The 16,869-nt window shown below is 65.2% G+C and carries 14 protein-coding genes and 1 pseudogene; 6 read left to right on the top strand and 9 right to left on the bottom strand.

From position 1 onward, the window contains the following. Positions 1-41 precede the first annotated feature (41 nt). On the bottom strand, positions 42-839 hold the full coding sequence (locus tag M2343_RS06105; protein WP_264575978.1) for an N-acyl amino acid synthase FeeM domain-containing protein: 798 nt from the start codon (positions 837-839) through the stop codon (positions 42-44). Positions 840-1,211: 372 nt separating this feature from the next. Here M2343_RS06105 and hrpB point away from each other — a divergent pair, with 372 nt between their 5' ends. Together hrpB and M2343_RS06095 are read left to right on the top strand one after the other, a co-directional pair. Further along, the gene (gene hrpB / locus M2343_RS06100; RefSeq protein ID WP_264575977.1) at positions 1,212-3,683 is read left to right on the top strand and encodes an ATP-dependent helicase HrpB; all 2,472 of its coding nucleotides are present in this window, start codon (positions 1,212-1,214) and stop codon (positions 3,681-3,683) included. A 190-nt stretch (positions 3,684-3,873) separates the two neighbouring features. Beyond that, complete coding sequence (locus M2343_RS06095; RefSeq protein ID WP_181559425.1) at positions 3,874-4,152, top strand: ETC complex I subunit; 279 nt, start codon at positions 3,874-3,876, stop codon at positions 4,150-4,152. Between the two features lie 30 nt (positions 4,153-4,182). On the opposite strand, the gene dmeF is transcribed toward M2343_RS06095, so the two are convergent. The 5 genes and pseudogenes from dmeF to purM form a co-directional block, all read right to left on the bottom strand. Further along, on the bottom strand, positions 4,183-5,184 hold the full coding sequence (dmeF, locus tag M2343_RS06090) for a CDF family Co(II)/Ni(II) efflux transporter DmeF (RefSeq protein ID WP_264575976.1): 1,002 nt from the start codon (positions 5,182-5,184) through the stop codon (positions 4,183-4,185). A gap of 9 nt (positions 5,185-5,193) precedes the next feature. After that, positions 5,194-5,469, bottom strand: coding sequence for a metal/formaldehyde-sensitive transcriptional repressor (locus M2343_RS06085; protein ID WP_264575975.1), 276 nt, complete (start codon positions 5,467-5,469; stop codon positions 5,194-5,196). A 121-nt stretch (positions 5,470-5,590) separates the two neighbouring features. Then, positions 5,591-6,280 (bottom strand): lamin tail domain-containing protein, encoded by a 690-nt coding sequence (locus M2343_RS06080; protein ID WP_264575974.1) that lies wholly within the window; start codon positions 6,278-6,280, stop codon positions 5,591-5,593. Between the two features lie 208 nt (positions 6,281-6,488). Continuing rightward, positions 6,489-7,451, bottom strand: a pseudogene (gene purN / locus M2343_RS06075) (phosphoribosylglycinamide formyltransferase). Between the two features lie 28 nt (positions 7,452-7,479). Further along, positions 7,480-8,586: a phosphoribosylformylglycinamidine cyclo-ligase gene (gene purM, locus M2343_RS06070; RefSeq protein ID WP_264575973.1), complete on the bottom strand. Its 1,107-nt coding sequence runs from the start codon at positions 8,584-8,586 to the stop codon at positions 7,480-7,482. Here purM and M2343_RS06065 point away from each other — a divergent pair. The 4 genes from M2343_RS06065 to M2343_RS06050 are packed head-to-tail and all read left to right on the top strand — an operon-like array spanning position 8,585 to position 14,202. Continuing rightward, positions 8,585-9,889, top strand: coding sequence for a heavy-metal-associated domain-containing protein (locus tag M2343_RS06065; protein WP_264575972.1), 1,305 nt, complete (start codon positions 8,585-8,587; stop codon positions 9,887-9,889). The genes purM and M2343_RS06065 overlap by 2 nt on opposite strands. Next, positions 9,886-10,524 (top strand): DnaA/Hda family protein, encoded by a 639-nt coding sequence (locus M2343_RS06060; protein ID WP_264575971.1) that lies wholly within the window; start codon positions 9,886-9,888, stop codon positions 10,522-10,524. Before M2343_RS06065 ends, M2343_RS06060 begins: the two co-directional genes overlap by 4 nt. Before the next feature lie 2 nt (positions 10,525-10,526). Further along, a complete protein-coding gene (locus tag M2343_RS06055; protein WP_264575970.1) occupies positions 10,527-12,677 on the top strand; it encodes an RNA degradosome polyphosphate kinase in 2,151 nt (716 codons plus the stop codon). A gap of 16 nt (positions 12,678-12,693) precedes the next feature. Further along, a complete protein-coding gene (locus M2343_RS06050) occupies positions 12,694-14,202 on the top strand; it encodes a Ppx/GppA family phosphatase (protein WP_264575969.1) in 1,509 nt (502 codons plus the stop codon). Between the two features lie 144 nt (positions 14,203-14,346). Here M2343_RS06050 and M2343_RS06045 read toward each other — a convergent pair whose 3' ends face one another. The 3 genes from M2343_RS06045 to rnd all read right to left on the bottom strand — a co-directional run bounded on the left by M2343_RS06045 (position 14,347) and on the right by rnd (position 16,788). Further along, complete coding sequence (locus M2343_RS06045) at positions 14,347-15,030, bottom strand: hypothetical protein (protein WP_264575968.1); 684 nt, start codon at positions 15,028-15,030, stop codon at positions 14,347-14,349. Between the two features lie 208 nt (positions 15,031-15,238). After that, complete coding sequence (locus M2343_RS06040) at positions 15,239-15,535, bottom strand: I78 family peptidase inhibitor (protein ID WP_264575967.1); 297 nt, start codon at positions 15,533-15,535, stop codon at positions 15,239-15,241. Between the two features lie 65 nt (positions 15,536-15,600). After that, on the bottom strand, positions 15,601-16,788 hold the full coding sequence (rnd, locus tag M2343_RS06035; protein WP_264570104.1) for a ribonuclease D: 1,188 nt from the start codon (positions 16,786-16,788) through the stop codon (positions 15,601-15,603). Between the last annotated feature and the right edge of the window lie 81 nt (positions 16,789-16,869).

Below are 16,869 nucleotides of genomic sequence, written 5' to 3'. Positions count from 1 at the left end.
GTTGATCCCCATTTTCATGCGTTGAGAGCAAACGATTCTGTTCAGGCGGCGCTGCGCCAGAATGTGCCGCTCATGCCATTGCGGCTGCGGGGTTCTGCGCAACCCGCATCCCTGTCCCACAAGCGCGCGACGCGCCGTGCGACGTCCTGCTCCTCATCGCGCGAGAAGAAATAGGGGTAGAGCGAGCGGCCGATCTTGTCGGCGCGGCCGGCAAAGCGATTGATCTGGTCGGCGACATCGCAGACCTTGAGGCGCATGAGCTGTACCGGCGTATCCTTGGGCCACCAGGAGACGGACTCGTCCATCTTGGGCGGGCCAAGCCGGTCGAAACCGAGCATGGCCTCATAATAGCGCACATGGCGTGGATGCACCTCGATCACCAGATCCGTGCAATCGAAGCGCTGCATACCGTAAATGAAGATGACATGAAAAAGCCCCGCGAGGACGGAGGGGGACTTGGTCATCGGGTCGACCGCGAACTTGGTGAGTTCGCAAAGGCGGGCACCGGGCGCCTCGCGCAAGGCATCCAGTTCCATGCGGAACGTCTGATCGGTCGAAAGGCCGGCTGGTGAGTCCACCGTCAGGGTGAGCGTGGCGATTACGGCATCTTCCAGCGCTGCGGTAAAGACGGCCTGATGATCACCATTGTCGGGGAGCAGATGCGCCATGCCATAGCCGCGCCACCCGTACATGCGGTTCAGGAGATCATGCGCCTGCTGGCGCAGATCCGGGCGATCAGCCAGCCGGACATCGATGGTGCGCAGCCTCTGGCCGCAGGCAGACGGGATACGGCGCACGGACAGCAACCCGCCGTGCGGTTCCGCCAAAGAGGCGGACACAACATGATCATGCACTTGGACGACCCCCAAAAGGCCCAACCGGGCCAGACGAGCTTTCTATTTTTACGAAGCCTTGCGCCTCAGCGAGACCATGCATCGGTTCGAACGGTTAACAGAGCAATACCTCTTCGCGGCAAAGAGGCGGAGCGTTCGGGCGTTGCGGCAAAAGGTAGACAGTTCCATGACTTAAGTGAACAAGTGCACGGAACTCTTGCCGCACGGGCGCAATCGCGGGAGCAGATTGCTCCCGTGGCGGTGGTTAAGCATTAACCATGTTCGCCATCCTCGGATGACGCTGCGGCGGTCAGGCTTTGCTCTTATCCCTTACGCCGCCAGCTTGGCTTTGCCGGCGTCGGCGCATAAGCGAATGACGTGACCGCTGCGCTCCCCATCCATGAGGTTCTGCCCGACCTGCTCGCTGGCTTGCGAGCAGGATCGAACGCCGTGCTCGTGGCGCCGCCCGGCGCGGGCAAGACGACCAGCGTTGCGCCCGCTTTGCTGGGCGAGCCGTGGGTGGCGGGCGGGCAGATCTGGCTGCTCTCGCCGCGCCGGCTTGCCGCGCGCGCCGCTGCCGAGCGCATGGCTGATCTGGCCGGCGAGAAGCCCGGAGAAACCATTGGCTATGCCACTCGGCTTGAGAGCCGCCAGTCCGCCCGCACCCGCATCCTCGTCGTGACCGAAGGGATCTTCCGGCGCCGCATTCAGGCCGATCCAGAGTTGACCGGCGTCGCCGCCGTGCTGTTCGATGAAGTTCATGAGCGCAGCCTGGAAGGCGATTTCGGGCTGGCCCTCGCGCTTGATGCGCAATCCGGCCTGCGCGAGGATTTGCGCCTGCTCGCCATGTCCGCCACGCTTGATGGTGCGCGCTTCGCCACGCTCATGGCGGTGGAGGACAAGCCGGCCCCCGTGATAGAGAGCGCGGGCCGATCTTTCCCCATCGATCTGCGGCATATCGGCCGGGCGGCAGAGCAGCGCATCGAGGATGGCATGGCGGCGGCGATCCGTCGCGCGCTGGCCGAAGAGTCGCAGGGCGATGTTCTGGCCTTCCTCCCCGGTGTCGGCGAGATCGAGCGCACGGCCGAGCGGCTGACGGGCCTCGCTGACAGTATCGTCCTCCATCGCCTGCATGGCTCGCTCGACCCGGCAGCGCAGCGCGCAGCCCTGCGGCCGGCAGCGGCAGGGACGCGCAAGCTGATATTGGCGACCAGCATCGCCGAGACCAGCCTCACCATCGACGGCGTGCGCATCGTGGTCGATTCAGGGCTCGCCCGTCGGCCCCGGCACGATCTTGCCGCCGGCGTCACGCGCCTTGTGACGGAGCGCGCCAGTCAAGCCGCCGTAACCCAGCGTGCTGGCCGCGCGGGTCGCCAGGCGCCGGGCGTGGCCTACCGCCTGTGGGAAGCAGCGGCTACCGCCGGGCTGCCCCCGTTCGATCCGCCCGAAATTCTGGAAAGCGACCTGACCGGCCTGCTGCTCGATTGCGCGGTGTGGGGCGTGACCGACCCGACCACGCTGCGCTGGCTCGATCCGCCACCGGCGGCGGCCTTGGCCGAGGCGCGGCGCCGGCTCGAGGCGCTGGGCGCGCTGGATGGGGAGGGGCGGGCGACGCCGCATGGTCGCGCGGTCGCCGATCTGCCGCTGGAGCCGCGCCTCGCGCATATGCTCATTGCCTCGGCTGAGGCGGGGGAGGGCGCTGCGGCGGCTGACGTGGCGGTGCTGCTCACCGAGCGCGGGCTGGGCGGGCCATCGGCTGACCTCGCCCGGCGTCATGCGCTCTGGCAGCACGAGCGGGGGCAGCGGGCCGAAGCGGCGCGTGGCCTTGCCCGCCGCTGGCTGGGGCTGGTCGCGTCCGGCTCGTCGCGAGGCATCATCGACGATGCGGCGCTTGCCCTCTGCCTGATGCGTGCTTTTCCGGACCGCATCGCCCGGCGACGGGATGCCAGCGGCGAACATTGGATCAGCGCTGGTGGCCGCGGCTTCCGGCTCGATCCCGCCGATCCGCTGGCGCGTGCAGACTGGCTGGCGGTGGGCGATATTCAGGGTAGCGCCGCCGGCGCGCGCATCCTCTCCGCATTGGCCGTGCAGGAGGAGGATGTGATGATCGCTGCCGGGCATCGCGTCATGGACCGTCGCACGGTGCGCTGGCGCAAGGATCTGGCCGGCGTTGAGGCATTGCGCGAGCGGCATCTGGGCGCAATCCGTCTCACCAGCGGGCCGGATGACGCACCCGAACGGGCCGCCATCATTGCGGCGCTCGCACAGGCGCTGCGCAGCGAGGGGCTGGGGCTGCTGCCCTGGGGCAAGGCGGCGCAGGCGTTGCGGACACGGGCTGCCTTTGCGGGCGTGGGCGATGAGATCGGCGATGCGGCGCTGCTCGCTGATGCGGAGGACTGGCTGGAGATGCTGCTCCCCGCCAATGCCCGGCGCTTTTCCGCGATCGACGGTGGCGCGCTGCATGGCCTGCTAACCCAGCGCCTGGGATGGAATGCCACGCAGCGGATCGAGGCGCTGGCGCCGGCCGAGTTCCGTAGCCCGGCCGGCAGCACCCACGCCATCGACTATGAGGCGCCAGCCGGCCCGACCGTCGAATTGCGGGTGCAGGCGCTCTTTGGACTGTCGGAACATCCGGTCATCGGGCGCGAGCGCATCCCGCTCGTCTTGTCCCTGACATCGCCGGCGGGTCGCCCCATCCAGACGACGCGGGATCTGCCGGCCTTTTGGAAAGGTAGTTGGGCGGATGTCGCCAAGGAAATGCGCGGGCGCTATCCGCGGCATCCGTGGCCGGATGATCCTGCTGCGGCCAGCGCGACGCTGCGAACCAAGAAGGCCGATGCCCGCCGGTGATCCTGTTCCGGATGACCTTCCGTTCGTGTCGAGCGAAGTCGAGACACGGCAGAGCGGTGCGCGCGTGTCTCGACTTCGCTCGACACGAACGGGTCGCCTCATTCCCCCAATCATCTTGACAGGGCCCCCCGCTTTGCGCGACGGCAAAAGCGCTCGCATGTTGGGCATATGCACGATGGGGAAAGCACCGATGTCCGCCCGGATCTACCAGATACCCAAGAACGCCATGCAGTCCGGTCGGGCGCGCACCGGCACCTGGATGCTGGAGTTCGCCCCGGCAGAGGCCAAGAAGCCCGATCCGCTGATGGGCTGGGCCGGCTCTGGCGACACGCAGGAGCAGGTCAAGCTGAGCTTCCCCGACGAGGACGCCGCCCGTGCTTATGCCGAGCGCTATGGCATCGCCTATCACGTCGTGAGAACGCCGCCCAAGACGTTGAAAATTCAGGCTTACGCCGATAATTTCCGCTAAGGTCTCGGGCCGTCCTGACGGGCGGGACGGCTACCGCACTTCGATCGTGAGATGCGCGAGCGTGCAGCGTCCGGCCATGCGGGCGCGGATCGTGTCGCTGCTGACATCCGGTTGCGCGATGATGCTCACGATCGCAGCATGGGCCTGCGGACCCACGCGCCAGACGTGAAGATCGGCCACGCGCGCATCGCCTTGTTCCTCAACGACGGCGCGCACCTTGCCGGCCAGCGCCTCGTCGCTGCGGTCGAGCAGCATGGCCGAGGTGTCCCGCATCAGCCCCCAGGCCCAGCGGGCGATGACCAGCGCGCCGACGATGCCCATCAGCGGGTCCATCCACACCCAGCCCAGATAGCGCCCGGCCAGCAGGGCGCCGATGGCGAGGACAGAGGTCAGCGCGTCCGCCAGCACGTGGAAATAGGCTGAGCGCAGATTATTGTCATGGCCGTGGCTATGCTCATGCTCATGCTCATGCTCATGCTCATGGCCATCATGGTCACGCGCGCCGTGGTCATGGGTGGCGTGATGATGATGCGCATGACCGTGATCATGGCCATGATCATGCCCATGCCCATGCGCACCGCCCATCAGCACCAGCGCGGAGGCGATGTTCACCAGCAGGCCGATCACCGCCACGAAGGTCGCCTCGCCGAAAGCGACCCTCGTCGGTTCGAACAGGCGCACCGCCGACTCGCTGGCAATCGCCAGCGCGACGAGACCCAGCGCCATGGCGGAGGCGAAGCCTGCCAGATCGCCGACCTTGCCGGTCCCGAAGCTGTAGGCGGGGTCCTGCGCATGTTTGCGCGCATAGCCATAAGCGAATGCGGCGATGGACAGCGCGCCGGCATGGGTCGCCATGTGGAAGCCATCCGCTAGCAGCGCCATTGATCCGGTCCAATAGCCAGCGATGATCTCGCCGACCATCGTCACGACGGTCAGCAGAATGACCCAATAGGTGCGCCGGGCATTCTGGTCGTGCGAGGCGCCGAGGAAGTCGTGGCTCGGCGTCAGGCCTTCAATATCGAGTGTCCGCATCACGGGGTCCTACTTCGCGTAGCGGCGGATGACCGCCAGCAGTTCGTCCGCCCCTTGCTGGCGCTCGGTGTCGCTCAGGCCAGGCCGCGCAACATGCGCCTCCAGATGCTCGGCAATGATTTCATCGAGCAGCCCGTTCACCGCGCCACGCACGGCCGCCACCAGATGCAGGATGTCCGTGCAGCTTTTGTCAGATTCCAGTGCTCGCTCGATGGCATTGACTTGCCCGCCGATGCGCCGAACGCGGGCAAGAAGCTGCGGATTGATTTCCAACATGTGCGACATAGGCATACCCCCTATGCCTATATGGCGTTTAGGTCAAGATGTGCGGAAGCGCCGTGTCTCTTGCGACAAAAACAAACCCCGGCCTCCAAGGAAGCCGGGTTCGTAGTTTCATAACGATGGATCAGGCGAAAGCCACCTTGCGGCTGCGCCGTGCGCGCAGGCCGATGAGGCCGAAGCCCGCGATCATCATCGCCCAGGTGGCCGGCTCGGGCACTGCGGCCGTCTGAGTTGCGAAGCGGCCGGGATTGGCGAGGTCGGACTGCGCGTTCGAGGCGTAGGCCGAGCCAAAAGCATCGCAGGTAGCCGAATAGACGAACTGGCTGTTGGTCGCGGTGCCGGTCAGGCTCGCGGGGCGGTTGCGCGAGACGCCGGCCGTCGTGCCGGCGGGATAGGTCACGCTGTCAACCAGCGTGGCGAGCGACTGGCTCGCGGAATTATAGATGTTGATCGTGTCGCCATTGCCGAGGTTGGAATTGCCGCCAATCGAGAAGATGCGCACGCTGCTGTCCAGGTTCCAGTAGCTGCGGAAGGCGTCGGCCGTCATCTCGGTGAGGATGATCGATTCGTTGGCGCCCAGCAGGCCGAAGGCATTGCCGAACGTGACTGGATTGTTCGTGTTATCGTCATTGTAGGACCAGCCGGTGATGTCGATCCCGGCATTGCCAATGTTGGTCAGTTCGATGAACTCGCGATTGCCGTCGCTGGCGCCTTTGTACATGAATTCCGTGATCCGAACCTCGGCGTGCGCCGTCACGGGGGCGATGACCGCAGCGGCGGCCAGCAGGATGGTCGAAATCGAAAAGCGCGTCATAAAAATCTCCCCACATGGTTAACGCAGCAGCGCCTATGGGAAGAATTTGACGCCGTGATTGCCGGATCATGAAGGTTTTGCGTCGGTGGTTGGTTAACGCCGCCGATAGTCCCGTTATGACCCACAAGGCCTGAGCTGCCGGTGAGACGAAGGTCGGCGACATCGGATTGGATGGTGAACCGGAAAGGCGCGCCGTGACTCTCGGGGCCTAGAAGCTGTCCGCGACGGTCATCAGCGAGACGAGGCGCCGTGGAGCCACGGCCCGCCAGCTCTTTTCGAGCCAGCCGCGCACATGCTCCCAGTCCACGCCGGGCCGGTCGAGGCGGATCGCGATCCAGCCGCTCGCGCCATAATAAGCCGGGCGGTAATAGATGTCCGGATCGGCCTCGATCAGCGCGGCCATCTCGTCGGCGCCGGAGGTCTTGACCAGCAGCGCGACCGCGTCCTCGCCATGGTGGCGCACAGAAACATACGCGAAGAACTTGCCCGAGGCCTCGCTGCCCACCCGCCAGCCTGCCGCGCCATGCGACTCGCGGGCGTGCGTTTCCGGCAAGGCGAGCGCCAGTTGGCTGACGCGGTTGACGAGTCAGTCCGGGTCCATCTCGCGCCCCACATAGCTGGCGAGCATTCGGGGATAGAGCTGATATTCGGCATAAAGCACGCGCTGGGCGAGCGTGTCGGCAGTGTCCTCGGGCAGGATCGCGACCGGGATCTGCCCCAATACCGGGCCGTCATCCAGCGCCGGTGTGACGAGGTGGACGGTACAGCCGCCATGGCTGTCGCCCGCGTCGATGGCCCGCTGATGCGTATCGAGCCCCTTGAACTTGGGCAGCAGGGAGGGATGGGTGTTGAGCATCCGCCCCGCCCATTGGCCCACGAAATCGGCGGTGAGGATGCGCATATAGCCGCACAGCGCGACATAATCGGCGCCGGATGCCCGCAGCGCGTCGAGCATGATCGCCTCATGCGCCTCGCGGCTCATGCCCTTGTGGCTGTGGGCAAAGGTTGCCACGCCCTCGGCCGCCGCGACGGTCAGTCCGCGCGCTTCCGGCTTGTTGGAGGCGACGAGCACGATCTCATAGGGGCAGTCCGGCAGGCGCGAGGCATAGAGGAGCGACGTCATCGTCGTCCCCGTGCCGGAGAGCATTACCGCGACTTTGGCCTTGGACACGTCAGTTCCCCCAATCCGTTCGGGCTTATTACCCCAGATGGACCGCGTTCCAGTCTGCCATTGCGCGCCACGTCTCTTGCGATCCGCGCACGGTGCAGCCCTTCTCGCCAGCGCGAATCTCGCCGATGCGGTGGACGGTCTCGCCCGCCTCACGCAACGCCGCACTCACCGCGTCCACATCGGTGGGCGCCACGACGACGGCCATGCCGATCCCGCAATTGAATGTGCGCGCCATCTCGCCCGGCTCGATATTGCCCTGTGCTTGCAGGAACGCCATCAGCCGCGGCTGCGCCCAAAGGTCCGCATCGATATGCGCGTGCAGGCCAGCCGGCAGAATCCGGGGGATATTCTCCAACAGGCCGCCGCCGGTGATGTGCGCCATCGCATGGACGAGGCCCTTGCGGACCAGCGGCAGCAGCGGCTTCACATAGATCCGGGTCGGCGCCATCAGGGCATCGATGAGCAGTACTTCCTGATCGAACAGCGCAGGGCGATCCAGCTTCCAGCCCTTGTCCGCCGCCAGGCGTCGCACCAGCGAATAGCCGTTGGAGTGGACGCCCGAGGAGGCGAGGCCCAGAATCACGTCGCCCTCGGCCACCTTGTCGGCGGTCAGCACTTCGTTGCGCTCGACTGCGCCGACGCAGAAGCCGGCGAGATCATAATCGCCATCAGCGTACATGCCGGGCATTTCCGCCGTCTCGCCGCCGATCAGCGCGCAGCCGGCCTGCTTGCATCCCTCCGCGATTCCCGCGATCACCCGCTCCGCAACGCCGTTGTCGAGGCGCCCCGTGGCGAAATAATCGAGGAAGAAGAGCGGCTCTGCGCCCTGCACGATAAGGTCGTTGGCGCACATCGCCACCAGATCAATGCCCACCGTGTCATGCTTGCCGCTATCGATGGCGAGCTTGAGCTTGGTACCGACGCCGTCATTCGCCGCAACGAGCAGCGGATCGGTAAAGCCCGCCGCCTTCAGGTCGAAGAAGCCGCCGAATCCGCCCAGATCGGCATCGGCCCCCGGTCGCCGCGTCGCGCGGGCGAGCGGAGCAATGGCGCGAACGAGCGCATTTCCGGCAGCGATATCCACGCCGGCCTGCGCATAGGTGTAGCCCTCGGGCTGGTTGTGCTTGGAGTCCATGGCCCGCCCTTACCAAATCGGGCTTGGTTTTCCAGAACAATGCCGCCAAAAGGGCGCCGTGACGCTCTCTCTGCCATCCTTGCGCCCCATTCACTTCGTGTTCGCGCTGGTTCTGGCGGCCTTTGCGGCTGTGCTGGTCGCGCAGATCGAGGGTGAGCGGGGCATTGCGCCGCTGGCCTCGCAGGGCGATTTCGAGGTGAAGGATATCCGCGTCGATGTCGCCGGGCCGAATGCCGATGCGGCGCGGGCGACCGGTTGGCGGCTTGCTCAGCGCCTCGCCTGGCAATCGCTCTGGAAGCGTACGCATGGCGGCAACGGCCCTGCGCTTGGGGACAGCGTGCTCGATGGGCTGGTGTCCGGCATCGAGGTGCAGCAGGAGCAGATCGGTCCCAATCGTTATATCGCCACGCTCTCGGTGATGTTCGATCGCGCCCGGGCCGGGCAGGCGCTTGGCGTTTCCGGGCAGATTCGCCGCTCGCCGCCGCTGCTGGTGATCCCGGTTCTCTGGGATTCGGGCACGCCGATGACGTTCGAGCGGGTGACGCCCTGGCAGAAGGCGTGGGCCGAATTCCGCATTTCCGACAGCCCGATCGATTATGTGCGCACCGCTGGCGATGGCCCGGATTCGCTGCTGCTCAATCCCGGTCAGATCGGCCGGCGCGGGCGCAACTGGTGGCGTATCCTCCTCGATCTTTATGGTGCGGCGGATGTGATCATGCCTATCGCGCGGATCGAGCGCAGCTTTCCCGGCGGGCCGATTACCGGCCATTTCAGCGCGCGCTATGGGCCGGACAATAATTTCATCGGGGATTTCACCCTGCGCGCCGCCACGCCCGCCGACCTGCCCAAGATGATGAGCGACGCCGTCGCGCGCATCGACCAGCTTTACGCCGGCGCGCTGGCGGACGGCACCTTGCGGCTCGACCCCTCGCTGGTGATCGAGGAGCCGGTCAACGCGGTCGAGATCGAGAATGCGGTTGGGCTGGAGGCGATCCTCGGTGTCCTGCCGGCCGATACGCCCGGTGCCGCCTCGTTCAGCGTTCAGATCGAGACGCCCACCACGGCCTCGGTCGGGGAAGCGCAGGCGATGCTGCGGGGTATTCCGGGCGTCAGTACGGCCTCGACCTCAAGCTTGGCACTCGGCGGCACGTCTGTCATGCAGGTCGGCTTCAGCGGCACGATCGAGCAATTGCGCGCGCAGCTTGAAGGACGGGGATATTCGGTCGCCGTATCTGGCAATACGCTGCGGATCGCCCGTCGGAGCGCAAGTCCACCAGCCGGCGGAGGCGGGGGCGGGCAATGAGCCAGTTGCCGCTGCCCATCGGCTGGTCGCGGCATGGCGGAGCGGAAAGTCTGCTGGTCCACGCTGCCAATGCCGACGCCCTCGCGCTGGTGCGCGACTGGCAGCGCTGGCCCTCGCCCTGCACATTGCTCGTCGGCCCATCCCGGTCCGGTCGTTCGCTCATCGCGGAGGTGTTTCTGCGCGAAAGCGGCGGCGTGCTGGTCGATGATGCCGACCGCGCCGATGAGACCTACCTGTTCCACCTCTGGAACGAGGCGCGCGATTCGGGCCGGCCGCTGTTGATGGTCGCCAGAGAGGCGCCGCCGACATGGACGATTGCGCTGCCCGATCTGCGCACGCGCCTCGCCACCGCCGCCGTCGCGCGTATCCTCCCGCCGGATGAAGCCGTTACCGCGGCGCTGATCGCCCATGGACTGGAGCGGGCCGGCTCGGCCTTCGCTCCGGACCTCCCGGATTTTCTCGCCCGCCGCACCGCGCGCTGTTATGCCGCGATCGATGGCGTCGTGGCCGAGCTGAACGCGCTGTCGCTGGCGCGTGGGCAGAAACTCTCGGTTGCGCTGGCGCGGCAAGCGCTCCGTAACAATGCGCTGCTAGACGGGGCGGATGAGACCGCACCGCATGAGGGAACCCACTGACCGTGTCTGAAGCCGATCCCACTTCTTCGATCACGGGCGCGGGCGCCGCAAACGGGGCGCGCTACTTCAACCGGGAGCTGTCCTGGCTCAATTTCAATCAGCGCGTACTGGAGGAAGCCTGCAATCCGGCGCATCCGCTGCTGGAGCGGCTGCGCTTTCTCTCCATCTCCGGCAGCAACCTCGATGAGTTTTTCATGGTCCGGGTGGCCGGCCTCAAGGGCCAGCAGCTCCAGGGCGTCGAAATGCGCTCGGTCGATGGGCTGACCCCGGCCCAGCAGTTGGAGGCGATCGGCGACCGGGCCGAGGCGCTCATGTCCGCCCAGCAGGTCGTCTGGCATGATCTTCATGCCGCGCTCCGCAGCGCGCATATCAGCGTGATCGGTCCCGAGCCGGTGGATGCCCGCGCGGACAGCTGGATGCGCCAGCATTTCCTCGAGCAGATCTTCCCGATCCTCACGCCCCAGGCGCTCGATCCCGCCCACCCGTTTCCGTTCATTCCCAATAAGGGCCTCAGCCTGTTCTTCGACCTGTTGCGCGAATCGGACAAGGAGGTGGTGCAGGAGCTGGTGATTCTGCCGGCCACGCTGCCGCGCTTCATCCGCGTGCCGGGCAAGAACGCGCGCTACATCGCCATTGAGGCGCTGGTACGGCGCTATTCGGCCTTGCTCTTCCCCGGCTTCATTGTGCGGGACAGCGGCCTGTTCCGCATCCTGCGCGATAGCGACATCGAGATCGAGGAAGAGGCCGAGGATCTCGTCCGCTATTATCGAAGCGCCATTAAGCAGCGCCGGCGCGGCCGGATCATCCGCGTGGAAATCGAAAGCGGCGTGGCCGAGCCGGTCGAGACCAAGCTGCAGACGATGATGCAGGGCCATGAGGCCATGGTCGTGGATATCGATGGCTTCATGGGCATTGCCGATCTGGCCGAGGTGGTCGAGGAAGACCGGCCGGACCTCAAATTCCCGGCTTACGCCCCGCGCTTCCCCGAGCGCATCCGCGAATATGGCGGCGATTGCTTCGCTGCGATTCGTGCCAAGGACATCGTCGTCCACCACCCTTATGAGAGTTTCGATGTCGTCATCGCCTTCCTCAAACAGGCGGCGGACGATCCCGATGTGGTGGCGATCAAGCAGACGCTCTACCGTGCCGGCAAGCAGAGCGCGATCATCCGCGCGCTGATCGACGCGGCGGAGGCAGGCAAGTCCGTCACCGCCGTCGTCGAGCTGAAGGCGCGGTTCGATGAGGAGCAGAACCTGCTCTGGGCCGCGCAACTGGAGCGCGCCGGCGTGCAGGTCGTCTATGGCTTTATCGACTGGAAGACCCACGCCAAGATTTCCATGGTCGTGCGGCGCGAGGGCAACGGCTTTCGCACCTACTGCCATTTCGGTACCGGCAATTACCACCCGATCACCGCGCGGATTTATACGGACCTATCCTTTTTCACCGCCGATCCCCGGGCCGGGCGCGATGCCGCCGCCGTATTCAATTACATCACCGGCTATGTCGAGCCGCAGCATATGGAGATGATCACGCTCTCACCGCTGCACATGCGCGACAAGCTCGCGGCGCTGATCGAGGCGGAAATCGAGCATGCTCGCGCCGGCCGTCCCGCGACCATCTGGGCGAAGATGAACAGCCTGGTGGACCCGGCGATCATCGAGCAGCTTTATGCCGCCAGCAATGCGGGCGTGAAGGTGGAGCTGATCGTGCGCGGCATCTGCTGCCTGCGGCCCGGTGTACCGGGCATGTCGGAGAATATCTCGGTCAAGTCGGTGATTGGGCGGTTCCTCGAACACAGCCGCATCTGGGCCTTTGGCAATGGCAAGTCCCTGCCCAACAATAGCGCCAGGCTGTTCATCAGCTCGGCGGACTGGATGCCACGCAATTTCGACCGGCGGGTCGAGTATATGCTGCCGATCGAGAACCCGACCGTCCATGATCAGGTGCTCGATCAGGTGCTGGTGGCCAATCTGCTCGATGACGAGCAGAGCTGGGCGCTGGGCAGCGATGGCAGCTACACACGCCTCAAGCCGGGGAAGAAGCCGTTCAACCTGCACCATTATTTCATGACCAATCCGTCCCTCTCCGGTCGCGGTGCCTCGCGGCGCTCCGCCCGCGCGGTGCCAAAGCTCTCGCTCTCCGAGCGTGGCTGAGGGGAGGGGTTAGGCCATGACCCTGCTGGATCGCACGACGCGCCGCTCGATGAAGGCGACGCTCAACGGGCCGCATTTCCGCCGCACGGCGATTATCGACATCGGCTCCAACAGCGTCCGCCTCGTCGTTTATGACGGGCCACGGCGCATTCCCTTCGTGCTGTTCAACGAGAAGGTGCTGGCGGGCCTGGGCGCGGAGATCGGCACATCCGGGAGGATCGGCGTGGCGGCGATGGAGCGCGGGCTGGTGGCGCTGGAGCGCTTCGCGCGGCTGTGCGTGGAGATGGAGGTGGACCAGATCACCTGCGTCGCCACCGCTGCCGTGCGCGATGCGTCAAACCGCGATACCTTCATCGAACGCGCGGCGGAGATCGGCCTGGAGATCCGCGTGCTGAGCGGTCAGGAGGAGGGGCTGGCCTCTGCGCACGGGCTGCTCTCCGGCATGCCGCGTGCGGATGGGATCATGGGCGATCTCGGCGGCGGCAGTCTCGAACTGGTGCGCGTGCGGCCCGATGGCGTCGAGATGCCCGTGTCGCTGCCGCTTGGCATTTTTCGGATCGGGGACGCGCGCCTGCGGGGGCGCAAGGGGTTGGTCCAGCATCTCGATGGGCTGCTCAAGGCGCAGGGCCTCGGCAATATCGAGCAGGGCCTGCCCTTCTATCTGATCGGCGGAAGCTGGCGCGCGCTGGCGCGGCTGGACATGCACCTCACCAATTATTCGCTGCCGATCCTGCATCATTACGAAATGACGCCGGATCGCCCGGCCGAGCTGCTCAAATGGCTGGAAAACGCGCAAAAGGCGGACCTCAAGGCTGTCGGCGTATCTAGCGCGCGTTTTCCCACGCTGCCGGATGCCGCGCATCTGCTGTGCGCGGTGGTGGAGCGGCTGCGCTCGGCGCATCTCACCGTCTCGGCCTTCGGGCTGCGGGAAGGGCTGCTCTACGAGAGCTTGCCGCGCGATATGGCGAACCAGGACCCGCTCCTCGTTGCCGCGCGCATCGAGGGTGAGGCGCAGGGGCGCTTCGTCGGCCATGGTGACACGATCAGCGGCTGGATCGCCCCGCTGTTCCGCGACGATTCGCCCGAATGGGCGCGCATCCGCTTTGCGGCCTGTCTGCTGGCGGATGTCGGCTGGCGTGCCAATCCCGAGTTTCGCGCCGAGCGCGGCATGGAATTCGCCTTGCAGGGCAATTGGGTCGGCGTGGATGCCGCCGAGCGCGCGGCCCTGGGGCAGGCGCTCCATGCGAATTTCGGTGGCGGCACCAACATTCCCGCGCTGCTCGCGGGCCTTGCCCCCGAGCCGCTGCTGCGCCGCGCGATCCAGTGGGGCCTTGCCATCCGCCTGTGCCAGCGCCTCTCCGGCGGCGCGGAAGGGCCGCTGGTCGGCTCCTCGCTCGACGTGCGCGACGGCACGGTCATCCTGCGCCTCGACCCGGAACATGCGGCACTTGCCGGCGAATCCATCGACCGCCGCCTGCGCCAGCTCGGCCAGGCCATGGGCATGGGTTATCTGCTCGACGCTTGACTTGGCTGCGGGCAAATTTCAGAGCTGACGGATCGGCCGCTTTCAGGGGACTTTTGAAGGATTTAACCGGCTGTTTTGCGGTGGGGAGCGGGATGGCGGCTTAGTAGCTCACTAAATGGATTAACAGTCGCTTGTGCCTGCCCCTTAGCACTTGAAAGGGTAGAACATTTCCATTCCCTTGGGCTTAACATCGCAAGTGACGTTGGATCGTAGATTCTCTGGGACAGTTGGAGCGGGGCCAGAAGGAATGCCCGCAAATTTCTGATCCACAGGAGCAGCAATTTTGCGCCACCTAATGCTGGCGGAAGGCATTTGCTTATAAGCTTCTTTATACGAAACTGCCCCGCCGAGATCTACTTCGGGCGGGAGCTCCAAAATAAACTCCCCCGCATCCGTCAATTGGCCCGGCAACACATCGAATTCGATGGAGGTACCGTCATATCGACCAGTGGGGACGACATTTCCATAAACGAAACATGCCGTGCCGGGAGGTGGTAACTGTTTGCACATCATGGTGTGAGCCATCAGCCGGTAATGACCAACAGGAAGCGAGTGATAACGTGGCAAGCTATCGGTCATATTGCTCCCTGCCAACGGCATTCCTTGCGTGCGCGAAAATGCGATAGCGTGGTCGGTATCGACTTTCCCATCTGCAACCTTCGCAAACCAGATATACAGAGGTGCAGCATATTGGAGTTGGCTTCGGATGGAAATTCGCGCAACCCCTTGGTCTCGTTCTATAGCAGCGGCATCTTTAATCTCTTTTGCTGAAGCCGCGACAACAGTGGTCGTCGCCAACGACAATAGAATAGCGCCTGTCCTGAGCATATTGATTAGCCTCCCCCTACGCTGGCGCTGAAATGCTTTAGCTTTGGGGAAAGCTCAATCAAAAAAATGTTGAAAAACTAAGTTCGCTTTTGGATTTCGCCGGGGGGGTAAGGACTGACCGCCTTGGCGTCGTGTCCGGAAAGTCCCCTATCGGAACGGCTGTATAATGCCGAGCCACCCCCAATTGCCCACTCGGCCCAACCACTCGTCACCCGCAGTTCACCCGCTCAATCATCATCGTGTCATCGTAACTGATGTTCAGCCGGTCCTCGCGATAGTCCATCGTCATGGCCGAGCGCGGCGGGCCCCAGCGTAGGGTGCGGGCGCCGGATTTGGCGAGGAGGTCGGCGCCCAGAGTCGCGGTTGCGTGCTGGCCGATGGCGCTTTGCAGCCCGTCCGCCGAACAGGCGCCATTGCCGGCAAGCGGCGGTTCGCCGATGCTGGTCGTGGCGGTGGCGCAGGCTGTCAGCGGGGCAAGAGCAAGAAGGGGGGCGATCATGCGCATGGGCCGGGCCTTTCCTCAAAAGGCCAGCCTAGCATGCGGGCGTCCGCCGGTCATCCGGCAGGCGATCAGTCGTTGGGCTCGGCCAGCTTTTCCGTGCGGGTCATCAGCAGCTTGCCGTCGCGCACCGCGAAGGCCATGCGGCCTTCCACCAGATCCAGCGCGTCGCGGCCGAATTGCTCGAACCGCCAGCCTTCGAGAATCGGCAGATTGGTGCGCACGCCGGCCGCCAGCATCTCCAGATCGTCAGCGCGGGCGAGCAGACGCGAGGCGACGTTGATTTCGCGCGAGCGGATCTTGAGCAGCAGCTTGAGCAGATCGGCGACCAGCGCGCCTTCCTTGCCGAGACCGGGCCGACCGGGATCGCGCTCGGGCATTTCGTCGCGGGGGAGGGGGCCGGCATTCTCTACCGCCGCCATCAGCCGCGCGCCGATGTCATTGCCCTTCCAGCTTGCCGAAAGCCCGCGCACCTTGCCCAGATCCTCCTGCTTGCGCGGTGGATGGGAGGCGATGTCGGCCAGCGTCTCGTCCTTGACGATGCGTCCGCGCGGCAGGTTCTTGTCCTTCGCCTCGGTCTCGCGCCAGGCGGCGAGCGCCTTCAGACGCCCAAGCACATCGGCCTTGCGGCTGGAAATGCGCACACGCTTCCACGCCTCGGCGGGATTGACCTCATAATTACCGGGATCGGCGAGCCGCTCCATTTCCTGATTGAGCCACACGCCGCGCCCTGTCTTGCGTAGTTCTTCCAGCATCATCGGGAAGATCGCGGCGAGATGGGTAACATCGCCGATCGCATAATCGATCTGCCGTTTGTCCAGCGGACGGCGCGCCCAGTCGGTGAACCGCGCGCCCTTGTCCAGGTGGATGCCCAGCCAGCTATCGACCAGATTGCTGTAGCCGATCTGCTCGCCCTGGCTCAGCGCCATGCTGGCAATCTGCGTGTCGAACAGCGGGTGCGGCGTCTTGCCGGTGAGGTTGAAGACGATCTCGATGTCCTGCCCGCCAGCGTGGAACACCTTGAGCACATCCTCATTGTTCACCAGCAGGTCGAGCAACGGCCCCATGTCCAGCCCGGGCGCCTTGGGGTCGATCGCCGCGGCTTCCTTCCCATCGGAGATCTGGAAAAGGCACAGTTCCGGCCAATAGGTGTTCTCGCGCATGAACTCGGTATCCACGGCGACAAAGTCGGCCTTGGACAACCGCTCGCACAGCGCGGCGAGGGAAGAGCTGTCAGTGATCAATGGATGGATTTGCATATGGCAGGTGATCTTATTATTGGCCGGTCCTCGGATTGGGGGCCGGCGGCACGCTTGAGCGTATCACCATATCCCCCACAA

The organism is Sphingobium sp. B8D3B (assembly GCF_025961875.1).
Lineage (GTDB): Bacteria > Pseudomonadota > Alphaproteobacteria > Sphingomonadales > Sphingomonadaceae > Sphingobium.
The sequence above is the reverse complement of the archived record's forward strand: the minus strand, read 5'-3'. Positions and strand labels throughout refer to the sequence as shown.

Coding starts and splice junctions, on each gene's coding strand:
- M2343_RS06095 (WP_181559425.1), top strand. CDS start 3,874: ATGTCCGCCCGGATCTACCAGATACCCAAGAACGCCATGCAGTCCGGT.
- dmeF (WP_264575976.1), bottom strand. CDS start 5,184: ATGCGGACACTCGATATTGAAGGCCTGACGCCGAGCCACGACTTCCTC.
- M2343_RS06085 (WP_264575975.1), bottom strand. CDS start 5,469: ATGTCGCACATGTTGGAAATCAATCCGCAGCTTCTTGCCCGCGTTCGG.
- M2343_RS06080 (WP_264575974.1), bottom strand. CDS start 6,280: ATGACGCGCTTTTCGATTTCGACCATCCTGCTGGCCGCCGCTGCGGTC.
- M2343_RS06065 (WP_264575972.1), top strand. CDS start 8,585: ATGGCCCGCCCTTACCAAATCGGGCTTGGTTTTCCAGAACAATGCCGC.
- purM (WP_264575973.1), bottom strand. CDS start 8,586: ATGGACTCCAAGCACAACCAGCCCGAGGGCTACACCTATGCGCAGGCC.
- M2343_RS06060 (WP_264575971.1), top strand. CDS start 9,886: ATGAGCCAGTTGCCGCTGCCCATCGGCTGGTCGCGGCATGGCGGAGCG.
- M2343_RS06050 (WP_264575969.1), top strand. CDS start 12,694: ATGACCCTGCTGGATCGCACGACGCGCCGCTCGATGAAGGCGACGCTC.
- M2343_RS06045 (WP_264575968.1), bottom strand. CDS start 15,030: ATGCTCAGGACAGGCGCTATTCTATTGTCGTTGGCGACGACCACTGTT.
- M2343_RS06040 (WP_264575967.1), bottom strand. CDS start 15,535: ATGCGCATGATCGCCCCCCTTCTTGCTCTTGCCCCGCTGACAGCCTGC.
- rnd (WP_264570104.1), bottom strand. CDS start 16,788: ATGCAAATCCATCCATTGATCACTGACAGCTCTTCCCTCGCCGCGCTG.